This window comes from Dyadobacter psychrophilus, assembly GCF_900167945.1.
In the GTDB taxonomy this organism is placed as follows: Bacteria; Bacteroidota; Bacteroidia; order Cytophagales; family Spirosomataceae; genus Dyadobacter; species Dyadobacter psychrophilus.
Genome location: NZ_FUZA01000002.1, coordinates 1,085,138 through 1,107,716, shown reverse-complemented (window position 1 = coordinate 1,107,716; position 22,579 = coordinate 1,085,138). Strand labels below are relative to the sequence as shown.

The following is a 22,579-nucleotide window of genomic DNA, read 5'->3' as shown; positions in this document are numbered from 1 at the left end:
TTGTCACACCTTTATCCAACCTGCAACAACTTCTTACCTTCCAGCACCTTAATCTCTTTTTCAAGATAATTAAATTGCCCGTCGGACCATTCCAGTTTCCATTCGCCGGGTTCTCCGTTACGGACTTTCAGGAGCTGGACGTGCCAGCGGGGAAATCCTACACCAGGCATACCGTCTTCCAGCTGGCTGGGAATGGGTTTTACCTTCCAGCGTGATACACAAGCCAATGTGTTCACACTCCTGGGATTGCAGCGATGGAGAAATCCGGTAACCCGGCTATGTTCTACGGCAAGCTGCAACCGCCTGGACTGCGTTAATGATATTTCGTTGAGCTCCCCTACCACGGCTGTGAGCGCATCGCATTTTAACGATTCCTCCACAGCCCATAACACATCCTGCTCTTTCAACAGATCTATAAAAATGACCTTATCCGGTTCAATTCCGAAAAATTTCATGGCAGGAGGAAAAAGCGTCCGGTTCATACTGATCCAGAGACAAGCCCCACCCTTTTCCAGCAACTTCCCCAGCAGTCCTAACATAAAACCGGTTGTAGCCGCAACATCGTCCATACCACTGCTCAAAAACTCATGAACCGCACCTGTCGGAAAAACCTGATTGGGGAATGCCTTTTCCAGCTCTCCAAAATGTAAGGAACGCTGTGGCCCGTCAGACGCCGTTTTAAACCCCTGCAAAGAAAGAATTTCCTTTTGCAGCTGTCTTGCAACATCGCTTTTTGTGGCCAGTTGATTCATATTGAAAGTTGAGCAAATTGTTACCAATAATAACAATTTTATGATCTCAAAAGTACCAATTAATTTTCAATTGCGAAAAATTTTTATGGTTTTATGCTTAACATTACTGTGGGCTTAGTAAAAAAATAGAATAAGACGCTTAATCAATTTAAACCATATTATCCATGACACGATCTGTATTATTCAAATCTGCTTTTTTGCTTACCGCTTGTTTCACTTTACTGGCAATGAGCCATTTAGCTCCCCGTGACTGGAAGCTCGGTGTGGCGCTTTATACATTTAATCCATTCTCCTTTGAGGGGCAATTAGCGAAAGCGGACAGCGCTGGCCTGAAATATGTGGAAGGCTTTACATTTGCCAAAGCCGGCCCGGAATTGAAAGATTCCATCATGATGAAACTCTCCCCCTCGGGAATTGCAAGACTCAAAACGATCCTCGATAAAACAGGCCTGAAAATGGAAAGTATTTACCTTGTGGGTGGCAAAACAGTGGATGATTGGAAAAAAGAATTTGAGATAGCCAAACAATTCAAGGTAAAATATGTTACCGCCGAGCCGCCCGTAAAAATGTGGGACAGCATCGACAGCCTTGCAGGTGTTTACGGAATGAAACTGGCAATCCATAACCATTGGAAAGGAACAAGCGCTTACTGGCATCCCTATTCTACCCTGGCCGCATTAAAAGGACATCCGAATTTTGGCGTTTGCGCTGATCTGGGCCATATGCCTAAAAGTGGCATTAATCCGGTGGAAGCATTAAAAAAGCTGGAAGGCCGTATTATCGCGATCCACCTCAAAGACATTGCTGCGTATAACGATCCAAAACTTGTAGATGTGGTGGTTGGAACCGGCGTGATCGATTTTCCTGCGGTTTTTAAAGAGCTTGAAAGACAGAATTTCAATGGGCATATCATCATAGAGCGCGATCGCCAGGAAAAGCCGACAAACCTGCAATCGGTTATAGAGACAGTTAAATACTATAACAAAACGCTGGGATTAAAATAAACCTGAACGGCAATCTTAGTAATAATTCTACAATGTTAGTTGCGTTTCACTTTATCTTAAACTAATTTAAGAGAGAATCTGAAACAGTTAGATGAGCGCTACCTCTATTCTTCCTTTGTACAAAACGACCTTTAACAAAGACCTCTTTTTTCAAAAATCGGCCGACCTGCTGTGTATCGCTGGGTTTGACGGTTTTTTTAAAGAAATTAATCCGGCGGTCTCGAATTTGCTGGGTTATAGTGAAGAGGAATTGATGAGCAGCCCTATTGACACTTTCATCCATCCCGACGACCGCGACATTACCGGTCAGCATCGCGAAAATCTGAAAAACAACGTCCCACTCCTGGACTACGAAAACCGTTATGTTACTAAAAATGGCGACATCGTGTGGCTCTCGTGGACTTCCATGCCGCGTTATGATGAAAAGCTGGTTTATGCGATTGCTAAGAACATTACCCATTTAAAACTGCTCGAAAAAGACCGCAACGGGCTTATCGCAAGCCTCACAAAGATCAATTACGATCTTAAACAACTGACTTACACCACATCACATGACCTTCGTTCTCCCGTGAGCAACCTGCTTTCGGTTTTTGAGATGATGGACACATCCAAAATCACAGATGAAGAGACGCTTCAATTTTTGGACATCCTTAAAATGGCGGCAGAAGGATTGAAAGATACATTGAACAACTATGTGGATATTCTCGTGCAGAAGGACCTGCTTACAGTGAAAGTGGAAGAACTGGATATTGAAAAGTCCCTTAATAATGTCAGGAACTCACTGAGATCATTGATTCAAAATTCCAAGACCAGGTTTCACATTGATTTTTCAAAATTAAAAACCATCAGATACAATGGTGCTTACCTGGAAAGCACATTTCTGAACCTCATCACCAATTCCATTAAATATTCCATTCCCGGCGAAAATCCGGACATTACTATTTTTTCCAGGCAGAACGCTAATGCAACACAGCTGATCTATTCCGACCGCGGACTTGGTTTTGATATGGAAGCGATTGATAACAAAGTTTTCCGGCTGAACCAAACATTTCATAACCACGCAGATGGCAAAGGAATTGGTCTTTACCTGGTGCACAACCAGATCACTAGCCTGGGTGGCAGCATTGTGCTGGAAAGCAGGCCCAATGAAGGTTCGCGGTTTACTTTGTCTTTTAAAAATTAGTCAAAAGCATTTTCTGACCTGGATCAAAGTTTGCGCAGCTTAATGTTGCGATACCAGACAGTGCTTCCCCAATCCTGCAATCCAATTCGCCCAGCATAAGAGCCTGTGGAAATGGGTGCGGCTTTCAATCCGCTGTTGGCTACTTTCTGTTTCCAGTCAGCGCTGTTCAGATCGTGCTCCTGCACCATGAATTCGTTTTGGTATACAGTAAGCTTGCCCTTTTTTACTATAAAATGGATCTTGTTCCATTCCCCTTCCGGATTTCCTTCCCGCAGACGCGCGTTGGCAATGCCAAAAAAGTCACTTGCACGATGCGTATTTTCCCTGGCGCCCTCGTAGATCTTGTCGTCGATCACTTGAAGTTCCAGGCCGGTATCGTGCATGTTTTTATATTTCGGTGATTCTGTGACAAAAAAGAAAATGCCGCTGTTGGCATATTTACTCACTTTCCATTCCGCTTTAAACTCAAAATCGCCACTAACAACCTCATCGATCACAATGTCGCCCCCGTTTTTGGCTTTATTCCCTGCGCGTTCCGGAACATTCAGTTTAATAGCGCCCTGCTCGATAATCCATGCAGAACCGACTTCCTTACCGCCGTATGCATGCCAGCCTTTGAGGTCTTTTCCGTCAAACAACAGTTTCCAGCCATCCTTCTTTTCGGTTGTGGATAGCGTATTAAGCGCTTGTGAATTTGCACTTACGAAGGCAAAGTTCAGCAGCAGGGCGAGTAAGGTGGGCTTGAACATTTTAGATTTGGGGTTATTGTTGAAGAACAAGCGTGCAGGGCTGATAAAATACTTACCAGACAAAAAAAATGTTTGTTACCATATATCGGCAATGCTTCCTAATCATTTAAAATGCTATCTGCAATGGTTGACGAGGCTTGTTCGCAAAAGTCGAGTCCGGAATAGTCAGGATTGTAGCCACCAATATAAGGAACGGCCATAATGTAAATGCGGCGGTTAATATCACCCGACCGCGATACAACCTGAAAGTTATCTGTGATCGCAATGCCGGGCACTTTCAGGTAAAAATCTTCCCGGGCTGTCTGCTCAACATCCTTATTTCCATCCGCAACCGCTTCCCCTCCTGCCGCAGAGGACCTGAATTTTAAATGTGCAGGCCGAACGGTTCCGTCAGCAATAAGGCTTTTAAATGGAAAACTCTCAAAAGGCAAATGCGGCTGTCCGATACAATCGACAAATGTGTTGTAATAAATAGCTTTTGATTCCCCGGACTCATCGGTATAACGATAAGTAACGCCGCCTTCACTTTCCGGATCCACCTGACTATCATCCCCTACCGAAACAATTTCCAGCTTTCCGGCATCGTCCAGCGCCAGCATTTCTTTGGCGGAACTTTGCGGAACAAAAGCAATTACGATTGAAATGAGCGGCATCAAAACCTTTTGCAATCTCATCCGGTCCTCGGCTGACATATATTTGGCAGGATAATTCAAAACATAGCTCAAAACCGCCAGAATCTCTTTCCAATGAATTGATTCCTCATTTTTGATCGACCTTTCCGCTTCCGCATATTCTTTTCTGAAAAGGGCAAAGGGCTCCATTTTTTCACGCATGCCCATCATCATTTCCACAAAATCCTCAATGCTCTTATCTTTGATCCGTTCATAAAACTTAGGATCTTTTTCCAGGAACAGATTCTTAAAAGCTTTCTCGAAAATATAATCCAGTTGCAGGAAACCATCATTTTCCTGTCTGTTTTGCTCAATCTCATCTTCTGTCAGCAATGCCTCATCCGAGAGAAGCGGATCTTCCAAATGGAAGCGGATAGCAGGCAAAAGTCCGTTCCTGGAATGCATAACGAGCTTAAATTCCAGACTTTCGTCCGAAGGAGTAAAAACAACTTTCCCAGACTCATCCGAATGAAACGACCCGTTATTCCTGGCCAGCGTGCGCATGGCATCAATGGCGGTTAATGATGATCCTCGGATCGCTATGGGGTGATTGAGTTGTAATTTTAACTTCGCAGGAGGATATGGCGAGTCAAAATAGCCGGGTATGGTGCCTTCATGTTTGACCGGCCAGTTGTGTCCGGTGCAAATGATCACGCGGTTGAATCGCGACAAACCTGATCTTTCAATGACAACATCCACCTTTTTTTCGGAAGGAATATCGATAATGTCAACCACCCTGCAACCCGTATGAACATGTATCTGCAACCCCAGCCTTTCCGCCTTTTTTAATAGCAAATCAAATTGGGCAGATAAATACTGGCCAAACAGCAGCCTGGGCAGCACTTTATATTCATTAAAACGGTCCCGGTCAATGCCAAACCGGATGAGCACATCCTCGGGCACGGTCTGGATCCATTCCTCAATGGAAGTCACGATTTCCGGGATTTCGTTATCAGACACATTCGTTACATGCTCTTGGTTGGAGCCTTCATAACTATAAGGCATTCCTGCACCCAGTAGTTTTTTACGTTCAAAAATGTGTATTTCAAGGTCCTTATGACCAGCTTCTACAAATCTCTTTAAGACAAACAATGCACTTGGGCCACCGCCTAGGATGGCAATACGCGTCTTCAATGCTTTACAAAATGTTAAGTGTAAATTAATCCGATTCTTTTTTTGAATGTAATAAACAATTATACCAATATCATTTTGGGAATAGTTTTTTAACTAAATCACATCATTAAACCGAGTTCCAGATCAAACACTACAATCTCCCGCCAATGATTTTATCAGAAATATGGGTTTATCCCGTAAAGTCCCTCGGGGGAATTCGTTTGAAAGAATCACTTGCCGAAGAACGTGGGTTACAGTATGACCGGCGCTGGCTGGTGGTGGATGAAAAAGGCACTTTTCTTACCCAGCGCACGAATGCCCAAATGGCCTTGCTAGACGTCGCATTTTCAGATGACGGCCTTTTTATTTCGCACCGATATGATCCTGTTAATCAAATACTTGTTCCTTTTGAAAGGGAAGACGATGATGACATTGAAGTGAAGATCTGGCATGATGTGGTCCCGGCAAGAACGGTCTCAAAACTAGCCGATGAATGGTTGAGCGAACGACTCGGCAAGATCGTCCGCATTGTGGAAATGACTCCTGATACACAGCGAAAAATGAATTCGACATATGCCGAAAAAGATCACACAGTCAGCTTCGCCGACGACTTTCCGTATCTGCTCATATCACAGGCATCGCTGGACGATTTGAACAGCAAACTTTCTCAATCCATTGAAAGCAAGCGCTTCCGGCCAAACTTCGTGATTACAGGCACCGCGCCCTTTGAGGAAGACCTCTGGAAAACCATAACGATCGGAGATACACGTTTCCAGGTGGCAAAGCCTTGTGAGCGCTGCATAATGGTCAACATTGACCCGAAAACGGGGATTAAAAGTCCTGAGACGCTCAAAACGCTGGCAAGTTACCGCAGGGAAGGAAAAGATATCTTTTTTGGACAAAATGTCGTCGGGCTCGAGAGCGGCATTGTGCGGGAGGGTGATATCATAACGCTTTTCTAAATGGGCGCAACCTGCAATTTTTTAGGTGCAGGGATCACAACCCAGGTGATTATAGTGGCAAGGACCAATGCGCCGGACATTAATGTGTAGGATGCATTAAAATTTCCGGTTTCACTATTGAGATAACCCACCAGATAAGACCCCGCGAAAGATCCCAATGCACCCAGACTGTTGATCAAACCAATGGCACCGCCGATGACATTTTTTGGTAAAACATCTGCAATAGCGGCAAAAAACGGACCGTATGGTGTGTATAAAGCTCCTCCCGCAATGACCAGCAGTACATATGAAAACCAGAATTTCTCCGGGCCCAGCAACACTGTAGCATATAAACAGATGGCTGCAATCAATAAAAACGGCCAGATAAATATTTTCCTGTTGCCTGATTTGTCTGAAAAATAAGACGCGCTAAGCATTCCGATAACCGCAAACAAATACGGGACGGATGACAGCCAGCCGGTGGTAACCATATTCATATCCGGTGCAGCCTTAATGATCGAAGGCAGCCACATTACAAATCCATAAACCCCGACGCTCCATAAAAGATATTGAAGTGATAACAAGATTACTTTTCTGGACCGAAATGCTTCTGCGTAGTTTTTAACCGGTTTTATGCCAACCTGCTCTTCCTGCAAACGTTTTTCCAGCTCCATTTTTTCATCTTCCGAAAGCCATTTTGCTTCCATTGGACGCTCATCAATGAGTTTCCACCAGATAAAAGCCCAAAGAATGCCAGGTAATCCCTGAATAATAAACATCCACCGCCAGCCCATCGAATCAATCAGATAACCTGACAAAACGGACATCCAGAGCACCGTAACCGGGTTTCCGAGAATAAGAAAAGTGTTCGCGCGTGACCGTTCTTCTTTGGTAAACCATTGGCTAAGTAAAATAAGCATGGCAGGCATTACTGCGCTTTCCACCACACCAAGCATGAAGCGGATCACGATCAGCGTGGTTGTGTCATTTACCATCCCCGTAGCAGCCGCCAACGCACCCCAACAGATCAACGAAATGAATATCAGCTTTTTAGCTGCCTTATGCGCCGCATATTGTGCACCCGGAATCTGGAAAAAGAAATAACCCAGAAAAAAAAGCGAGCTGAGTAATGTGGATGTGTTGGGCGTAATATTTAAATCTCCGGCCATTCCGCCGGCAACCGCAAAGCCGAAGTTGGCCCTGTCCAGATAAGCAAGACTGTATGTTACGAAAACAACCGGAATGATCCGATACCATCTTACCTGGGCCAATTGTGGTTTCATGTGTCTGTTAATCTGGACTTAAACAATTTTCGTAAATAGTGGTAAGGCTTCAAATCCGCGATTATACTATTTTTAAGTGACCGCAGTCGTTTTTCAAATGTTTGGGAGTGGTAAATAAATAGGCTTCCAGTCTTTTATAACTGATTGTGTATTAACTTCATCAAGCCAAATTTCGCCGCAAATGAAATCATCTTTACTCGCTGTTCTTACAATATTCTTTTTTGCCTGTAAAGACAAAGATGCTGACAAAACGCCGGTAGCAAGCGAGCCGTGCCTGCTCACAAGTTATGTAACAGACACCACGGGCAGCGGCGCGAAAATGGAGATCATTTACAACAAACAAAACCTCATTACCGGGACCACATATGCCTATACGGGTTATTTTGGGGACACAACAAAACTAAGGAGCACCATCAGTTACTACTACAACGAGGAAAAGCCGTCAGCGATCAGCAATTCAGACAATGAGAATGTAGTCCGTTTTGAATACAACAGCGAAGGTCTTTTATCTCAAAAGACCTGGCACGAAAAGAAAACAATTCCGCGTCAAAGGGTGCATGTAGAATGGGCCAATGGTAAAATGGTCCGGGTAAAAAGAAGCCTGTTCGAGTTGACCGGCAATGCTAATGATCCGAAAAACTATACCGAAAAAGAATACGATCACATCGAGCTGGATTGGGATCCAAAAGGAAATCTGGTAACATTAAAAAGATTTTCCCCTAAAAATGAGCTGATTACGGTGAACGAATATCAATACGACACCAATCCAAATCCATTTAAAAAACTCTACACGATCCAGGGCGCCTTTTTTGACGATCAGGAACATTTGCTCTCCACCAACAACAGGACCAAAGTCACCATGACTTACCCCATAAATGGGAAGGTCATTTTATTGGATTATACATTCAAATACAATGCAACCGGCTATCCAAAAGACGGATTCTACGCCAATCGAAGGGCACTGGATATGCAGTATAAATGCCAGTAATATGTTTGTAATGATGGGTTAACGCGTCACTCTCAGTCCGCTGCGAAATTGGGAGCCAGTTTTTTGAACCATAAATTCACCACACGTCCGTTGGTCATACGCAGTCCTGTGACCTCACCGGACTTGCCGCGAACGATGTCTATATTCTGGACAAACCACCACGGTGCGTTCAGCCGGTCCTTATTGACCACATTCAGATCCACTTCGCCGTGATGTACATGGATAAGCTTTAATTTGCTTTCTTTCAGGCTAATGGTGTAAATAGTTTCCAGTTCCGGACTATAATATTGACCTGCAAAATCTTCCTTTTTAATGTCTGAATCCTGCTTGGGCTGCACGCGGTTTGCCGGATGTTCGCCGTTTTGCCGCAATGTGATCTTCTTAACCTGGCCTTCCTTCGGCTTGTGAAAAACGACGGACGCTTCCACCACTTTCAGAAAAAATGTCGTATCCGAAGATGGGAATATTTCCGCTTGCGGCTGCCCCGTAGCCTGGGTGAAATAACGCTCTCCTTCTTTTCTGAAATTGAGGATAAACCCGGGCACCTCCGCAAGTTCATAAGCGCCTGCGTAATTTCTGAAAAGCGTTGAATCAAACTTATAATTCTCGTTTACCGGCTTAGCAGGAGATTTTTTCGCTACGTTCTGTTCTCCTTTGAATAAGGAAGCCATGTAGATCCCGGCCAGTTCAAACGCCTTTTTCTCCGGCGAAAACTCAGCCTGATTGCTCAGGACAATAAAACCATAACCTTCTTTTGGAAAATAAGTTATAGACGACCGAAAACCCGCATCGGCGCCATTGTGGCCATAGTAAGGCAGTCCTTTATACGTTCCGTGCGCCAGCCCGAATGCATAAGGCAGCGTATCGCCTTTGGTGAGGCGGCCGCGTTCAAGCATTTGTTTCATCACCGCGGGGCCACCAATTTGAGACGTCCGGAAATTCTTAATCCAGAACAAGAGATCGTTAACTGTTGTAAATAAGCTCGTTGCACCCACATTACCATAGCTCAAAATGCTTTTCTCAAATGCCCCTGCTTTTTCCTGCGACTTGTGGAAAGAGTAAGCACGTCCCTTCACGATCTGCTCCTGGTTATCGTAAAACAATGTATTTTTCATTCCCAGCGGCTTAAAAACCTCCTGCTCCATCCATTCCGTAAATGGCTTATTCCCCACGCGGCTCACAATTTCGGCCAGAATGGTATAACCCGTGTTGCAGTAAGCAAATGCAGATCCCGGCTCAAAATTCAGCTCTTTTTGTCTTTTGATGAGGTTGAATGCATGTTCTTTGGTAATAACGTCGTCCAGCCGCCAGCCCGCCATCGACAAAAGGTTCCACTGGTCGCGCAGCCCGCTTGTGTGATGGATCAGATGCCGGATTGTGATGGTTTTGCCAAAATCCGGGACCTCAGGAATGTGTTTGTGAATGTCGTCGTCCAGCGAAAGTTTGCCCTGCTGGGCCAGCAAAACAATGGCGTAAGCCGTGAATTGCTTTGAAACGGAGGCCACGTGAAAAATTGTTTCCGGCCCGTTTTTCGCCCCGGTTTCCACATCCGATTCGCCAAAACCTTTGGCATAGATCAATTTACCCTGATGAACAACCCCCACGGCAGCTCCCGGACTGCCCGGCTTGTTCCATTCTGCAAAAAGCGAGTCGGCCCTTGCGTAAAGTTTGGTGGATTGGGCAAAAGCAGGAGATAACAGTTGCAGCAAAAGCAGCGAAAGGGCGACTGAGTAAAGTAAAGGTTTCATTTCAAATGTTTATAATATTGCGAAAGGGATGAACAGAGGCACAAGTAACCGCATGAAGTTACAGCATTAATTATATCTTGCCCCAAAATTAACCCCATGAATTCGCTGAGCGCTTTTTTTATCTCGTCTCCCCTCTCCGTTTTACTCACGCTGAGCGTCGGAATAAGTTTGGCAATGATCAGCGATGACATTGGAAAGCGGTTTTTCAAAAACACCGAACCTGTCCAAAGCGCATTGTATTTCTTTGCAGGACTGCTTGCACTTTCGTGGCTGATCTGGCTAATCGGCCTTTTTGGCTTGCTTTCAGTATTATTATTAAAGGTCATTTTCTGGGGAATTATTCTTTGTGGGACCTTCATAGCTGTACGCAGGCGTGGCGAACTTTTGAATGGTGCAAAGCGGAAACTGGCAGCTTTAAAAGCACTTCAACCCTTTGAATTTTTCACGGCATGCGTACTCATTATTATTCTGGGCAGTTATTTTTTGCTCTCCCTCACCGTCCCGACCGATTCCGATTCATTGAATTATCATCTCGCATTGCCTGTCGAGATTCTACAAAAAGGAAGTCTTTGGTTTAACCGCGACCATTTGCATTACCGGTTGGCTGGATTTGGAGAAATGATCAATTTGCTGGGTGTTGCAAACGGGTGTCCCCAGCTGGGCGCATTCATCCAGACAATCGCCCTGCTTCACACCTTGCGTGCACTTTCGGCGCGGGTCATGCCAGCACACAAACTCACCATTTGCGTCTTTCTGGCAGGGATTCCCACATTATTATTTCTCTTACCAAATCAAAAACACCAGTTAACAGGCATTCTTTGTACAACCGTCTGTTTCCTTTTTATTAGCAATTCCCCAAACATGACGCTGGCGCGCGCGCGTTTGGTAATGCTTGCGATGCTGTTTGCAGCTGGTCTTAAGTATTCGTTTTTGATCAGCGTAGCCGCGTTGAGCATCTTATTTTTAATGAAGCGATCAAAAAACATTTCATTATCCGAAGCGGCTGCCAACTTTGCGTTGCTTACATTGTTTGTGTTGGGCCCGCAGCTGATTTTTCGATGGATGCATTTTAGCGATCCCCTTTCTCCCTTGCTGGAAGGCCTGCTCGCTGAGCCCGATCCGGTTGTGCAAAAATTCCATCATTATATCAAAAACTTCCGCGAATCGTCTTTTCCCTTTCCTGCAAACATGTTGTTGACTGACAGTCCTGGAAAAGTCTCCACGATACTGGGGTCAGGCGCTATCATTTTCGGATTTCTACCGTTTCTGTTTCGGAAAGCCAGAGCGGAAATTACCAGCATTATATTCCTGCTTTTGGCAATCTGTATAGGGAGCCAATTGTCCTCACGCTTTCTAATGGAACCGCTTTTATGGACTTTACCGCTATTTATCACCGCCTATGGCCATGCGGAAACCTTCAAATATTTCGGTTGGCTACTAAGGGCACAAATGCTTTGCATTGTTCCATTTGTAGCCCTGGGACTATATGCGCTCGCTCCTTCGCTTTTCTCCGACGCCCTGAGAACCAAGGTCTTAATCAACTCAGCCAATGGTTATGCAGAAAGCGCCTGGCTAAACCAGCAATTGCCAGCCCACGCACACATTGCCACCAGCAGCCGCTCACGCGCCTTCCTGCCCAGACCATTTTTCCCGTGGGAGTATCTGGTTTTCACATCGTTGGAAAAACCTTCCGAAGTGCAGGCGCTTCGCAAAAAGTTGGCTGAGTATCAAATAGATCACATCGTTTTGCCAGAAAACGGAACGGCACCATTGCGGGCTGCAGCCCATGCCGCATTCACAACGGCATCAAAAACACTCCCACTAGCCACCAGAAACCCGCTTAACCGAACCAATTATCAGATCTCTATCTTCAAAATCGACACACTCACCATGCCGAAATAACGTACCGGCCGAGCTATCCAAGACATCCATTTTTTAATTAACTAATATTTTAGTTTTTAAACGTATAACTTAGTTCTATATTTGGAAGTTGATATACTTTCAATTTCAAAAGCAGAACGCCATGATAAAGAATTACTTCAAAATCGCCATACGGGTTTTACTGAAACAACGCCTTTACACATTTCTGAACATTGGCGGACTTGCCTTGGGACTGACGACATCCCTCCTCATTCTGCTTTGGGCAAAAGATGAACTTAGTTTTAACACATTTCATCCTCACTATGAACACATTGCCAGGGTTATGCTTAACATATCGTCTGACTCGCAACAAACGCAGACTTACGACTTGGTTGCGCCACCCATCGCAGCGGCGGTGAAGCGGGAAATTCCCGGTGTTGTGGATGCCACTTGTTCCTGGGAAAATAAAGCGTTGTTCACATATGGCGAAAAATCAAATGAGGAAACCGGCCTTATGGCGGATCGCTCTTTTTTAAAAGTATTTCATTTCCCTGTTTTAAAAGGCAATGCTGAAACCGCTTTGAGCAAGCCAAACACGATCTTAGTCACAAAAAAATTCGCCGAAAAATACTTTGGTAAGACAGATCCAGTCGGGAAAGTGATCCGTATTGGCCAGGCAGACAATTGCTATATCGAAGGCGTTCTGGAAAATGTCCCTGCAAATTCATCGCTTCAATTTGATTTTATTAGGTCAATGCCTGATTCGATGAGCACAGCTTCGTGGGTGGAAGTGAAGGCGAATGTTTTTGCGCTCCTGGCTCCGGGCGTTGACATTGAAAAGCTTCGCAACCAGATGGAACCGATCGCTAAAAGGCACATGCCAGATTTTATCAGCGGGTGGAGTTATTTTCCCTATCGCCTGGAAGACTGGCACCTGCGAAGTCACTTTGAAAACGGAAGATATGCAGGCGGCGGACGTATTGGTTATGTTCGTTTGTTTGTTGTAGTTGCCATTTTTGTGCTTATCATTTCCGCGATCAATTTTACAAACCTGTCGGTCGCACGTGCGGCGGGACGGTCGAAGGAGGTGGGCATCCGCAAGGCAATAGGCGCTAAAAAGTCGTCACTGGTTGCACAATTTCTGGGTGAATCCTTTATCCTGACATTTCTTGCCGGATTAATCAGCATAGGCCTGATTTACGTCCTAATGCCGTTTTTTAACAATTTTTTTGACAAAAAAATCAGCATTGACTGGACAAAACCGGTTTATCCATTTGGCTTTCTTGCTGTGCTCGTACTGACAAGTTTACTGGCCGGCTTTTACCCTTCGTTCGTACTGTCTGCATTTAAGCCGGTGTTGGTACTAAAAGGTGCCGGTTTGGGAAATTCAGGGCGGTCGGCCTGGCAACGAAAGGTGCTTATTATCGTTCAATTTACCAGCACCAGCATATTAATGGTGGGCACCGGCGTAGTTTACCAGCAAATTGAATTTATCAAAAACCGCAATCCAGGTTATGACCAAAAGAATCTGGTACGAATCGAGGCAAAGGATTTATCAGATGTAACCCATTACCGCCAAGCCAAAACAACATTATCCGGCGTGCCCGGTGTTGAAGCATTGTCAAGCGCAACCGCAACTTTTCAGGGAACATTCGGGCGTAACTACGTAGAATGGATGAACGGGCAGCAATCGGAAAAAAATATGTTTGCCGTTATCAGCGGCGATCACGAACTCACCTCAACGCTGAAAATAAAAATCCACGCAGGCAGGGAATTTTCACCATTACTTGCCTCCGACAGCGCGGGTGTGATCATTAACCAGGAAGCTGTGCGACGCATGAACCTGGATAAGCCCGTTGGCAGGCGAATCCGCGTGAATGGAATGGAAATGACCATTTTAGGCGTTGTCGAGAATTTCCATATTGCCTCAGTTCACCAGCTGATCGAGCCAACGGTAATCTTGTTCCGGCCCTATAACACGCGGTTTTTCTTTGCAAGAATCAATCAAACAGGCAGGGCGGTAACATTGGAACGACTCAAAGAAAAATACGAATCACTGCTGCCCGGATCTATTTTTAGCTATCAGTTTGTGGATCAGGAATATGAACGTATGTATAAAAGCGAGATTCAGGTTGGAATATTGGCCAATTGGTTTTCTGGAGTCGCCATTCTCATTTCCTGCCTCGGGCTTTTTGGGCTGGCGTCTTTTTCGGCGGAGCGCCGGACCAAGGAAATTGGGATCCGGAAAGTTTCGGGTGCCTCCGTCAGTGAAATTTTTATCCTGATGAATAAAGATTTTGTGCGACTTGTGTTGCTATCATTGCTGCTGGCCGCGTATCCGGCATGGTACATGATGAATCGCTGGCTCGAAAAATTCGCCTATCACACGAGCATTGATAAATGGATTTTCGTCATTAGCGCAATTGCCACGATCAGCATTGCCGTCGTTACCGTGAGTTATCAAAGTATGAAAGCTGCTCTGGCCGATCCTGTGAAAAGTCTGCGACACGAATGATCCGTACTGTTGCTCCCTTCAATGTTGCTCTTTTTAGTTTGCGGGTGCTGGCAAACATTCCTTTTGCATATATTGAAGATTATTTCCTAAATCCTCTATGAACGGCAGTACGCTCCCCAATGTACGTTTTATTGCGATTGACGATAATCCGCTGGATTTACTTTTTATTTCAGAATTCGCAAAGGCATTTCCATTCCTGCAAAACTGCGGCACATTTGCCAATGCGCTGGAAGGTTATGAAGCACAGCAATATATCAAGCCAGACCTTGTTTTTCTGGACATTGAAATGCCGGGTTTCTCAGGTCTGGAGCTTTTGAGAAAAATCAGGAATGAGGTTGATATCGCGGTTTTCATTACTTCACATCACGAGTTTGCGATTGATGGTTACGAGCTTTCTGCATTGGATTATATTCTGAAACCACTAACCGAAGAGCGGTTTCAGGAAACTGCACGGAGAATTCGTGAATATGCGCTTATGAAACATCGTGCAGAAGCCTATGAAGTGTTTTTTGGCAATGATACATTAACCATTAAAGAAGGTTATAATCAAGTAAAGCTGTCGCAAAAGGACATTATTTATCTGGAAGCAATGCAGGATTATACCAAGATCATTACGCCACAGAAGAATTACATGACATTATCCACGCTGACATGTTTTATGGAGCAGCTTCCTCCTGACCGTTTTATGCGTGTACATCGCAGCTACGCAGTTTCGTTGAATCAAATCAAGGAATTACGTCACTCGGAAGTGGTTTGCAGCAATGCAATTATCCCTGTCGGCAAGACCTATCGATCAGCAATAGCAAAGCTCAGACTTTGAACATGAAGCAAATTTTACTCATTATATTTTTTATAAACCTCTCTTTCACAAACCTTTGCGCGCAGGCCATTCCCGATTTATCCAGTTACAAAACCAACAAGGATAAACTGGAAGCGCTGGCAGACCTGTGCGACTCGCTGGCAGCGCAGGAAGATGTGGAGCGCGAAAAAGTGGTGTCGAAATACGCATTGAAAATTGCGCCCGCCAACGATTGGTATTACCGCTCTATCTTTTACTATAACCTTGGATTTACATTCGAGAGCTCTGATCCTGACAGCTCTATCTATTTTCATGAAAAATCCCTTGCCGACGCACGCAAGGGCAAATTATCTGTCCGCATCCTCATCTCATTACAGCGACTTTTATATTCCTATTACAACACTGCCGGACACACGCATAAAAGCGAGAGCGCCCTCAGGGAAATGCTGGCCAGCATTGACACCACCAAAAATGAAAACGCCAAGGCGTCCCTGTATGCGACAATCGGGAATTATTATTCTGTGAAAGGTCAATACAACACGCAGATCAACTATTTACTGAAAGGCATTGCGATCAAAAAGAAACTGATCCAGCAGGGCGTGATCAAAGACAGGGAGGATGTTGCAGTGGACCTGCTGAGCTTATCCGAGCTTTTCATTGATATGGCACAGGGTGAAAAAGGGCTTTATTACGGTAAAGAGGCCAGAAATTACATCGTTGCATATAAGCCTTATCTCAATCATTATTACAAAGATATGGCCGACGTTTACATATTGTTGAAGCAACCTGAGAAAGCAAAGATTTATTACGACAGTCTGGCCGGAATGATTACGCCCGACAACCAGAATGCAGGCCGACGCACTAACAAAATCGCATCGGACCTCACTTTTGCTGATTTCTACTTGTCTGCAAATAAACTTGATAGCGCCGAAATTTTCATCAAACGGGCTAACGACCTAGCCCCGAAATGGGCAAGTGATTTTTTGATGTCGCAGGTCGATTTCATGACCGGAACATTATATATGGCGCAAAAGCAATTTGCAAAAGCGCTTCCCATATTGAAGGCCGCAGAACCGAACAGCGCTGCATTAGGTCTGGAAATTCACGCTGCACTTTTGCAATCACTTGCCAAGTGTTATGCAGCAAACGGTCAGTGGAAACAAGCGTATGCTTATTACGACAAGTATGCTCCTATCCGGGATTCGCTCTATCTGGAATCGTCCCGAAAAAGCATTGCGGACGCCGAAGCGCAATATCAGAATAAAGATAAACAGCAACAGATCGAGGTAAAGAACATTCAGATCGACAAAGCGGAAAAGCAGCTTATCTGGCTTATTTCCGGCTTGTTACTTCTTGCACTATCACTGATTTTGCTGGGTGTAATTTACAGGAACAAGAGAAAAAATGCGGAAATCCTGGATCAGAAAAACAAGGAACTCGCCAAATTGATCACCGAACTGGAAGAAGCAAACAGCACCAAAGCCAAGCTTTTCAGCATTATCAGCCACGATCTCCGATCACCGATCAGCCAGGTTTATCAATTCCTGAAATTGCAGCAGCTTAACCCGAGGCTGCTTTCCGAAGTTCAAAAAGCCGAGCTAAGTGAGAAGATCCAGACCGCCACTGGCTCTCTCCTTGAAACGATGGAAGACTTGCTACTGTGGTCAAAAACCCAAATGAACCAGTTTAAAGCCGACATTCAGCCTGTGGATGTTTCCCTTGTCGCGTCACAAAGCTTGAAATTACTGCAATTGAACATTGACGCGAAAAACCTGCGTATCGAAAACAATGTTCCCGCCGGCACCATTGTAAAGGCCGACCCTTATTATTTGCAGGCAATTTTCCGTAACCTGCTCCAAAATGCGGTTAAGGCTTCTGAGGACAACGGCTTGGTCACAATGGGGATTTTACACGAGGGCAATCATTTTACCCTATGCATAGAAAACGAGGGAAAAGCCTTCGGCCAGGCTGATTACCTGGAAATTCTCTCTCAAAAAGACGCTGAAAAAGGGCTCTCCGGCCTGGGTTTAAGGCTCGTCGACGAGTTATCAGGAAAAACCGGGCTATTGATCAAATTCGAGAATCCGAAGGAAACACTAACCCGGACGCTGGTTGTTTTTCAATAGAATTATTTCAAACGGGACGCCGTTACATCCCTCCGGGATTTACATTTGATGCTGCAAATATCTTGCTATCCATATTGCATCGCTCCGCGATTTGAAGGATATGTCTGCAATAAACCGCAAAATGTAACTTTTTGCATACTTATAGAACGCTTCGGCCGTTGAAAGGCAAAGCCTTACTCCGTGTTCACAAAACTGCTTCTGATCTTTGTACTCAGCGCATCGTTGGTTGCGGCGCAGCCAAATTATACCCGCATACGCGGTGCATTTGGCGTCGAGATTTTCGGGATTGCTCCGAAGGGCGCTTTTACTGCCGAGGCTGCATTCGGTTATGGAAAGAAATCGTTCTGGAATGTACAGGCCGGCGTTGGTGCGGTTAGTGAGCCGGATTTCCGCAGCCCGTCTTTTTCTGCTGCATTAACGCATTGCTTCATTTTAAATCCTTATAGACGCAAAACCTGCATTCCACAGCCCGGTCACCGCAATATTGAAACCTATTTTGAAGCAGGACTGGGATCCTTTTTCATCGACCGCTACGACCGCGGCCTGCATTCAGGAGCGAACGGCCAGCAACTGGTCACGCCCGCTGGAATGGCAGGCTTACGCTTGGACCTGGTGACCGAACGATGGATTTACATCTTGAAACTAAGATATACCCCGCCTTTGATCGCGAATCCGCTGGCTTCCCTGGCAGGGTTTGGAATCGCAATGGGCTGGCGCTAAAAATCTGCCCGGATCTCATGTTAAGTTTTACTTTCTGGCAACAAACGGTTACAAAAAAAATAATAGATTTGGACAACGTTTAGCTAACTCTATTTATGAAATTACTATTACTTGGTTTTACCCTGCTTTTAACTTCACAATGCTTTGCGCAAATTAGTTTTCTGGACTCGGCAACGACCTGGGAACAGCTTTCCAGGCAAGCAAAAAAAGAGAAAAAACTGATTTTCATCCATATCGAAGGCCGCGGCTGTGACCAGTGCAATGATGTTGCCACCCAGGGTTTCAGCTCACCGGTGTTGAAAGAGCGATTTCAAAAAGACTTTATATCCACAAGGGTCCGCATTGAATCTAAAAACGGGACACAACTGGCTGGAAAATTCGGCCTAACTCATCCTTTGGTTTCCCTGTTTGTGAATGCTGATGGCAATGTCCTCAACCGCTTCAATGGCTCGTCGAGCAGCGGCGAAGTTTACCTGCAACAGGCAGACATTGCGATCGGAAGGCTTAAAAGCAAGCCGCTGGAAGCGTTTGAAAAGGAATATAACGCTGGCGAGCGATCATCTCAATTTATGCGGGCTTATATTACCCGGCAGCTGGAACTGGGAAAGCCCGCGGACAAACTGCTTGATGAATACGCGGGCACACTGAACCTCGATTCTTTGCAAAACTTTCAGATTATCAAATTTATATATCAATCCGGCCCTACCCTGGACAGCCGTATCTATAAGGTGATCCAGGCGGCAACGCCCCGAAAGGTAATTGACAGTTTGTATAAAACCGTCCCCTATCCTGAGGCGGTAGCGATCAATAATGCTATTATCGGAAATTCATTTCACAAGGCGGTACAGACTAAAAACCAGGAGCTCGCATACCAGACAGCAGTTTTTACCCAGGGCACATTTAAGCCCAACTATACACTGGGTAACATAGCATTTCAAAGGAGTATGCTGAGATATTCTCTTGCAGTAAGGGACACTATGTCGTATATGCAGCAAGTGTCGCAATTTTTGAACTTTACACATATGCTGATGTCCGTTGATTCGCTGAAACGAATGGATGCGGACCATGTCAGGCGATTCACCATTGCCAATGATTCGGTTCGTAAAAGCATGATGCTTAAAACGATGCAGTTTGCACCTCCATCCCAGTATTTCCATATGGAGATGAATGAGCACGCATGGCATTTTTACGAAATGTCCGACAAGAAGGGCGAACTGGAAAAGGCCCTGATGTGGTCCAAACGTTCATTGGAATGGTTCGATGAGTTAACAAAGGGAACAAACCACCCGATGGCACTGGGAAATCCCGCCTACCTGGACACCTATGCACACCTGCTTTACAAGCTGGGACAAAAGGAAGAAGCGATCAAATGGCAGACAAAAGCCGTTGAAGCGGGCAAAGTTGCCAAACAACGCTCCCCCAATATCGAGGAAGCGCTGGTCAAAATGAAAGCCCGGACATTATAGAAATTGCTGCTAAAAACTCGCAGCCTTTCCTCTGAACTTGGCAGCGGCGGTCCTTGATTGAATATCGCCGCTAAGGAGCGGTGCTAGGAGTTCATTGTCCCTTTCGCCCTCGTAATATTTCACGGTCAGCTGAGTTTGCACGTAAGGCTCAAGTTACCGGCATTTTGTTTTGTTTTTTCAAATTTATGGGCAGATTGCAGCGGCAGGAATGGGCAACCATCACCAATTACGGCATTTATGTAACAAATTGCAGGAAGCAGTTAATGGATTGGAAAAAACATTAGGATGCTGATAAGTAATTATTTAGGGTTCCTTATTTTTGAATTTATCTTGCAAAACCCTTCTTTACATTATCGTGAGGCCGCATTTTTTTACAAAATACGAATGGTGGTATCACCTGGCTATGATGCCGGTGTTTTGTGCTGTCGGTAATTACTATTTCATAGGCACTGCCTATTTTCAGGATCTTTCGGTTTTTGTTACCGCTACGCTGCTTGTTTTAGCGCTTTACTGGTTTTCTATCGTTGCGCTTACCATGGTGATCCGGTGGATCATCGGTCGCTTCCCGAATGTAGACCAGACCTCGCCGAGATTGGTGGCAATGTTGCTGGCCGTCGGGTTGCTTACCATGTTGCTTGCCGCTTTCGATGTCTGGGCTTACAGCATTACCCCGGGATTGGAAGTAGAATTTATTTGGGGAAACATTTGGCCTATCATGATCCTGGGCGGATTCTTCGATGTGTTCCTTTGCGCCATGCTTGGACTTTTTTATTCGTTGGAACAATGGAAAAAGAACCAGGCAGAAAGTGAAAGGCTGGAACGTGAATCACTGCAACATCAGTTTGACGCGCTCAAAGGGCAGGTTAACCCTCACTTTTTGTTCAACAGCCTGAACACCCTTTCCGCACTGATCAGCGACGATCAGGACAAGGCGGAGGAATTTGTTGAAGATCTTGCCAAAATCTACCGCTACATCTTACAGGCTTCCAAAACAGAACTCGTTCCCGTTCAGGCAGAGTTCACCTTCCTGCACACATACGCGCGACTGTTGGGTGCGCGCTACGGCGAAAGCCTGCACATTATTGAGCCTGAACCCTATTCAGGCGAACTGCTTGTTCCCCCATTGGTTTTGCAGGTCTTGATAGATAACGCGATTAAATTCAATACAATGACCAAAGCTAAACCATTGATTGTCAAAATTGAAATTGCTTTCAGTCAGCGGATCATGGTTCAAAACAACATTCAGAGCAAAGTAAGGGCGATGGGGACCGATCAGGGTGGCCTGGGTGGAATAAGGGCTAAATATCATGCGCTGAGCAACCGGGAACTTCGCGTGAAGGAAACGGCGGAACATTTTACGGTCACGGTTCCATTATTGTCTGCCCGGGTAAGGGCTTAATTTGATATGCCGGAATCTGTACAATTCAAACATTTATTCATTCAATTGATACAACTAGCATTCCTGCTTTTCGCCGTGCTGTTATACTTTTGAATTCATCAATAAACTGAGACCGCGGCCAACAGGACGAGCCGACACACCATGACGAAAGGAAAATTGATAGCAGGAATGTCAGGCGCGATAAGCCCGAAAAGCCGCTGGTCGTACGCGCTGACTATGCCGGTTTTCCTGATGTTTTTCAATTACCTGATGGTTGGCCCTGGTTTCATAAGCAACTGGAAAACCTTCACAGGAAGCACATTACTGAATGGATGTTTACTGACCATCACATTTTTAATCCAATCCAGGATCAATAATAACATTGCCCAGCGCTATCCCAAACTAGACCAGACATTAAGGCGCATATTTGTTTCCATAGCCGCACATGCAGCGCTTTCCGGTGTTTTTTTGCTTTTAATTGCCTGGTTTTACATTGGCTTCGGACTGTTCGGTTCAACGCTCACAATCCCGCGCATCCTGACGATTTACCTGGTTAATATGGGCGCGATCATGCTGGTTATGGGTATTCAGGAGACGATCAACGCGATTGGCCGATGGAAACATCACGAAGTAAACCGCGAAAGATTGATGAAAGAAAATGTCAACGGCCAACTGGAAAGTCTGAAAGCGCAGGTAAGCCCCCATTTTTTGTTCAATACATTAAATTCCCTGTCCACATTGATCGCAGAAGATCCGCAGAAAGCAGAGCAATTTGTGGATGAAATGGCGCGGGTTTACCGCTATTTGCTGCAAACCAATCACGCCTCGCTGGGCGACAGCGATTTGAGCCAGCTGACGACTTTGCAAAAGGAACTTTCTTTTATCGAGTCTTACGGACATTTACTAAAAACACGATATGGAGACGGAATGAAGCTTTACGTGCATGTCGAAAAACACTTGATGAACCGCAGGATCCCGCCCTTAACATTGCAGTTATTAGTCGAAAATGCGGTTAAGCACAATGTAATCCGGGCCAGCCGGCCACTCACGATTTTCATATTGAGCACGCAGGAAGGGAATCTCATGGTGCGCAATAATTTGCAGAAGAAAACATTGACCGCCGGCGCCGAAAACCTGGAATCCACAGGCGTGGGGCTGGTTAACATTATCACTAAATACAAGCTCCTCAACGAACAGCAAAAAGACGTTTTGCAGCCTGTTGTCGAGAGTAACCATGAATTTTTTACGGTAATCCTGCCATTAATAGCCTGAAATTTAGAATT

General features: G+C 45.2%; 17 protein-coding genes. 12 read left to right on the top strand and 5 right to left on the bottom strand.

Annotation, left to right across the window (positions count from 1 at the left end; all coding sequences use genetic code 11):
• Positions 1-11 precede the first annotated feature (11 nt).
• The gene (locus B5X68_RS11520; protein WP_082214814.1) at positions 12-752 is read right to left on the bottom strand and encodes an ImuA family protein; all 741 of its coding nucleotides are present in this window, start codon (positions 750-752) and stop codon (positions 12-14) included.
• Positions 753-916: 164 nt separating this feature from the next.
• Between B5X68_RS11520 and B5X68_RS11515 the strand changes: the two genes are divergently transcribed.
• On the top strand, positions 917-1,756 hold the full coding sequence (locus B5X68_RS11515) for a sugar phosphate isomerase/epimerase family protein (RefSeq protein WP_082214813.1): 840 nt from the start codon (positions 917-919) through the stop codon (positions 1,754-1,756).
• 91 nt (positions 1,757-1,847) lie between these two features.
• The gene (locus B5X68_RS11510) at positions 1,848-2,939 is read left to right on the top strand and encodes a PAS domain-containing sensor histidine kinase (RefSeq protein WP_082214812.1); all 1,092 of its coding nucleotides are present in this window, start codon (positions 1,848-1,850) and stop codon (positions 2,937-2,939) included.
• A gap of 23 nt (positions 2,940-2,962) precedes the next feature.
• On the opposite strand, the gene B5X68_RS11505 is transcribed toward B5X68_RS11510, so the two are convergent.
• Positions 2,963-3,688 (bottom strand): 3-keto-disaccharide hydrolase, encoded by a 726-nt coding sequence (locus tag B5X68_RS11505; protein ID WP_082215329.1) that lies wholly within the window; start codon positions 3,686-3,688, stop codon positions 2,963-2,965.
• Positions 3,689-3,786: 98 nt separating this feature from the next.
• A complete protein-coding gene (locus B5X68_RS11500) occupies positions 3,787-5,493 on the bottom strand; it encodes an FAD/NAD(P)-binding protein (RefSeq protein ID WP_082214811.1) in 1,707 nt (568 codons plus the stop codon).
• Positions 5,494-5,639: 146 nt separating this feature from the next.
• Between B5X68_RS11500 and B5X68_RS11495 the strand changes: the two genes are divergently transcribed.
• Positions 5,640-6,434 carry an MOSC domain-containing protein gene (locus B5X68_RS11495; RefSeq protein WP_082214810.1) on the top strand — a complete coding sequence of 265 codons (795 nt, stop codon included), beginning with the start codon at positions 5,640-5,642 and terminating at the stop codon, positions 6,432-6,434.
• On the opposite strand, the gene B5X68_RS11490 is transcribed toward B5X68_RS11495, so the two are convergent.
• A complete protein-coding gene (locus B5X68_RS11490; protein ID WP_082214809.1) occupies positions 6,431-7,696 on the bottom strand; it encodes an MFS transporter in 1,266 nt (421 codons plus the stop codon). The genes B5X68_RS11495 and B5X68_RS11490 overlap by 4 nt on opposite strands.
• A gap of 181 nt (positions 7,697-7,877) precedes the next feature.
• Here B5X68_RS11490 and B5X68_RS11485 point away from each other — a divergent pair, with 181 nt between their 5' ends.
• Positions 7,878-8,684 carry a hypothetical protein gene (locus B5X68_RS11485; RefSeq protein WP_082214808.1) on the top strand — a complete coding sequence of 269 codons (807 nt, stop codon included), beginning with the start codon at positions 7,878-7,880 and terminating at the stop codon, positions 8,682-8,684.
• Positions 8,685-8,716: 32 nt separating this feature from the next.
• Here B5X68_RS11485 and B5X68_RS11480 read toward each other — a convergent pair whose 3' ends face one another.
• Positions 8,717-10,432: a serine hydrolase gene (locus B5X68_RS11480; RefSeq protein ID WP_082214807.1), complete on the bottom strand. Its 1,716-nt coding sequence runs from the start codon at positions 10,430-10,432 to the stop codon at positions 8,717-8,719.
• Between the two features lie 96 nt (positions 10,433-10,528).
• On the opposite strand from B5X68_RS11480, the gene B5X68_RS11475 reads away from it, so the two are divergent.
• From B5X68_RS11475 to B5X68_RS11440, 8 genes are all read left to right on the top strand, one after another.
• Complete coding sequence (locus tag B5X68_RS11475; RefSeq protein WP_082214806.1) at positions 10,529-12,334, top strand: DUF1420 family protein; 1,806 nt, start codon at positions 10,529-10,531, stop codon at positions 12,332-12,334.
• 121 nt (positions 12,335-12,455) lie between these two features.
• The gene (locus B5X68_RS11470) at positions 12,456-14,807 is read left to right on the top strand and encodes an ABC transporter permease (RefSeq protein WP_082214805.1); all 2,352 of its coding nucleotides are present in this window, start codon (positions 12,456-12,458) and stop codon (positions 14,805-14,807) included.
• A 97-nt stretch (positions 14,808-14,904) separates the two neighbouring features.
• Entirely contained in the window at positions 14,905-15,627 is a 723-nt protein-coding gene (locus B5X68_RS11465; protein WP_082214804.1) for a LytR/AlgR family response regulator transcription factor, read from the top strand.
• 2 nt (positions 15,628-15,629) lie between these two features.
• Positions 15,630-17,732 (top strand): tetratricopeptide repeat-containing sensor histidine kinase, encoded by a 2,103-nt coding sequence (locus B5X68_RS11460; protein ID WP_082214803.1) that lies wholly within the window; start codon positions 15,630-15,632, stop codon positions 17,730-17,732.
• A gap of 180 nt (positions 17,733-17,912) precedes the next feature.
• Positions 17,913-18,452: a hypothetical protein gene (locus B5X68_RS11455; RefSeq protein ID WP_082214802.1), complete on the top strand. Its 540-nt coding sequence runs from the start codon at positions 17,913-17,915 to the stop codon at positions 18,450-18,452.
• Between the two features lie 95 nt (positions 18,453-18,547).
• Complete coding sequence (locus tag B5X68_RS11450; RefSeq protein WP_082214801.1) at positions 18,548-19,918, top strand: thioredoxin family protein; 1,371 nt, start codon at positions 18,548-18,550, stop codon at positions 19,916-19,918.
• A 319-nt stretch (positions 19,919-20,237) separates the two neighbouring features.
• Complete coding sequence (locus tag B5X68_RS11445) at positions 20,238-21,317, top strand: sensor histidine kinase (RefSeq protein ID WP_229208372.1); 1,080 nt, start codon at positions 20,238-20,240, stop codon at positions 21,315-21,317.
• Positions 21,318-21,458: 141 nt separating this feature from the next.
• Positions 21,459-22,568: a sensor histidine kinase gene (locus B5X68_RS11440; protein ID WP_082214799.1), complete on the top strand. Its 1,110-nt coding sequence runs from the start codon at positions 21,459-21,461 to the stop codon at positions 22,566-22,568.
• Positions 22,569-22,579 lie beyond the last annotated feature (11 nt).

What these genes read in the sequence shown, in the direction of transcription:
- B5X68_RS11520 (WP_082214814.1), bottom strand. Translation starts at nt 752, where the DNA reads ATGAATCAACTGGCCACAAAAAGCGATGTTGCAAGACAGCTGCAAAAG.
- B5X68_RS11515 (WP_082214813.1), top strand. Translation starts at nt 917, where the DNA reads ATGACACGATCTGTATTATTCAAATCTGCTTTTTTGCTTACCGCTTGT.
- B5X68_RS11510 (WP_082214812.1), top strand. Translation starts at nt 1,848, where the DNA reads ATGAGCGCTACCTCTATTCTTCCTTTGTACAAAACGACCTTTAACAAA.
- B5X68_RS11505 (WP_082215329.1), bottom strand. Translation starts at nt 3,688, where the DNA reads ATGTTCAAGCCCACCTTACTCGCCCTGCTGCTGAACTTTGCCTTCGTA.
- B5X68_RS11495 (WP_082214810.1), top strand. Translation starts at nt 5,640, where the DNA reads ATGATTTTATCAGAAATATGGGTTTATCCCGTAAAGTCCCTCGGGGGA.
- B5X68_RS11490 (WP_082214809.1), bottom strand. Translation starts at nt 7,696, where the DNA reads ATGAAACCACAATTGGCCCAGGTAAGATGGTATCGGATCATTCCGGTT.
- B5X68_RS11485 (WP_082214808.1), top strand. Translation starts at nt 7,878, where the DNA reads ATGAAATCATCTTTACTCGCTGTTCTTACAATATTCTTTTTTGCCTGT.
- B5X68_RS11480 (WP_082214807.1), bottom strand. Translation starts at nt 10,432, where the DNA reads ATGAAACCTTTACTTTACTCAGTCGCCCTTTCGCTGCTTTTGCTGCAA.
- B5X68_RS11475 (WP_082214806.1), top strand. Translation starts at nt 10,529, where the DNA reads ATGAATTCGCTGAGCGCTTTTTTTATCTCGTCTCCCCTCTCCGTTTTA.
- B5X68_RS11470 (WP_082214805.1), top strand. Translation starts at nt 12,456, where the DNA reads ATGATAAAGAATTACTTCAAAATCGCCATACGGGTTTTACTGAAACAA.
- B5X68_RS11465 (WP_082214804.1), top strand. Translation starts at nt 14,905, where the DNA reads ATGAACGGCAGTACGCTCCCCAATGTACGTTTTATTGCGATTGACGAT.
- B5X68_RS11460 (WP_082214803.1), top strand. Translation starts at nt 15,630, where the DNA reads ATGAAGCAAATTTTACTCATTATATTTTTTATAAACCTCTCTTTCACA.
- B5X68_RS11450 (WP_082214801.1), top strand. Translation starts at nt 18,548, where the DNA reads ATGAAATTACTATTACTTGGTTTTACCCTGCTTTTAACTTCACAATGC.
- B5X68_RS11440 (WP_082214799.1), top strand. Translation starts at nt 21,459, where the DNA reads ATGACGAAAGGAAAATTGATAGCAGGAATGTCAGGCGCGATAAGCCCG.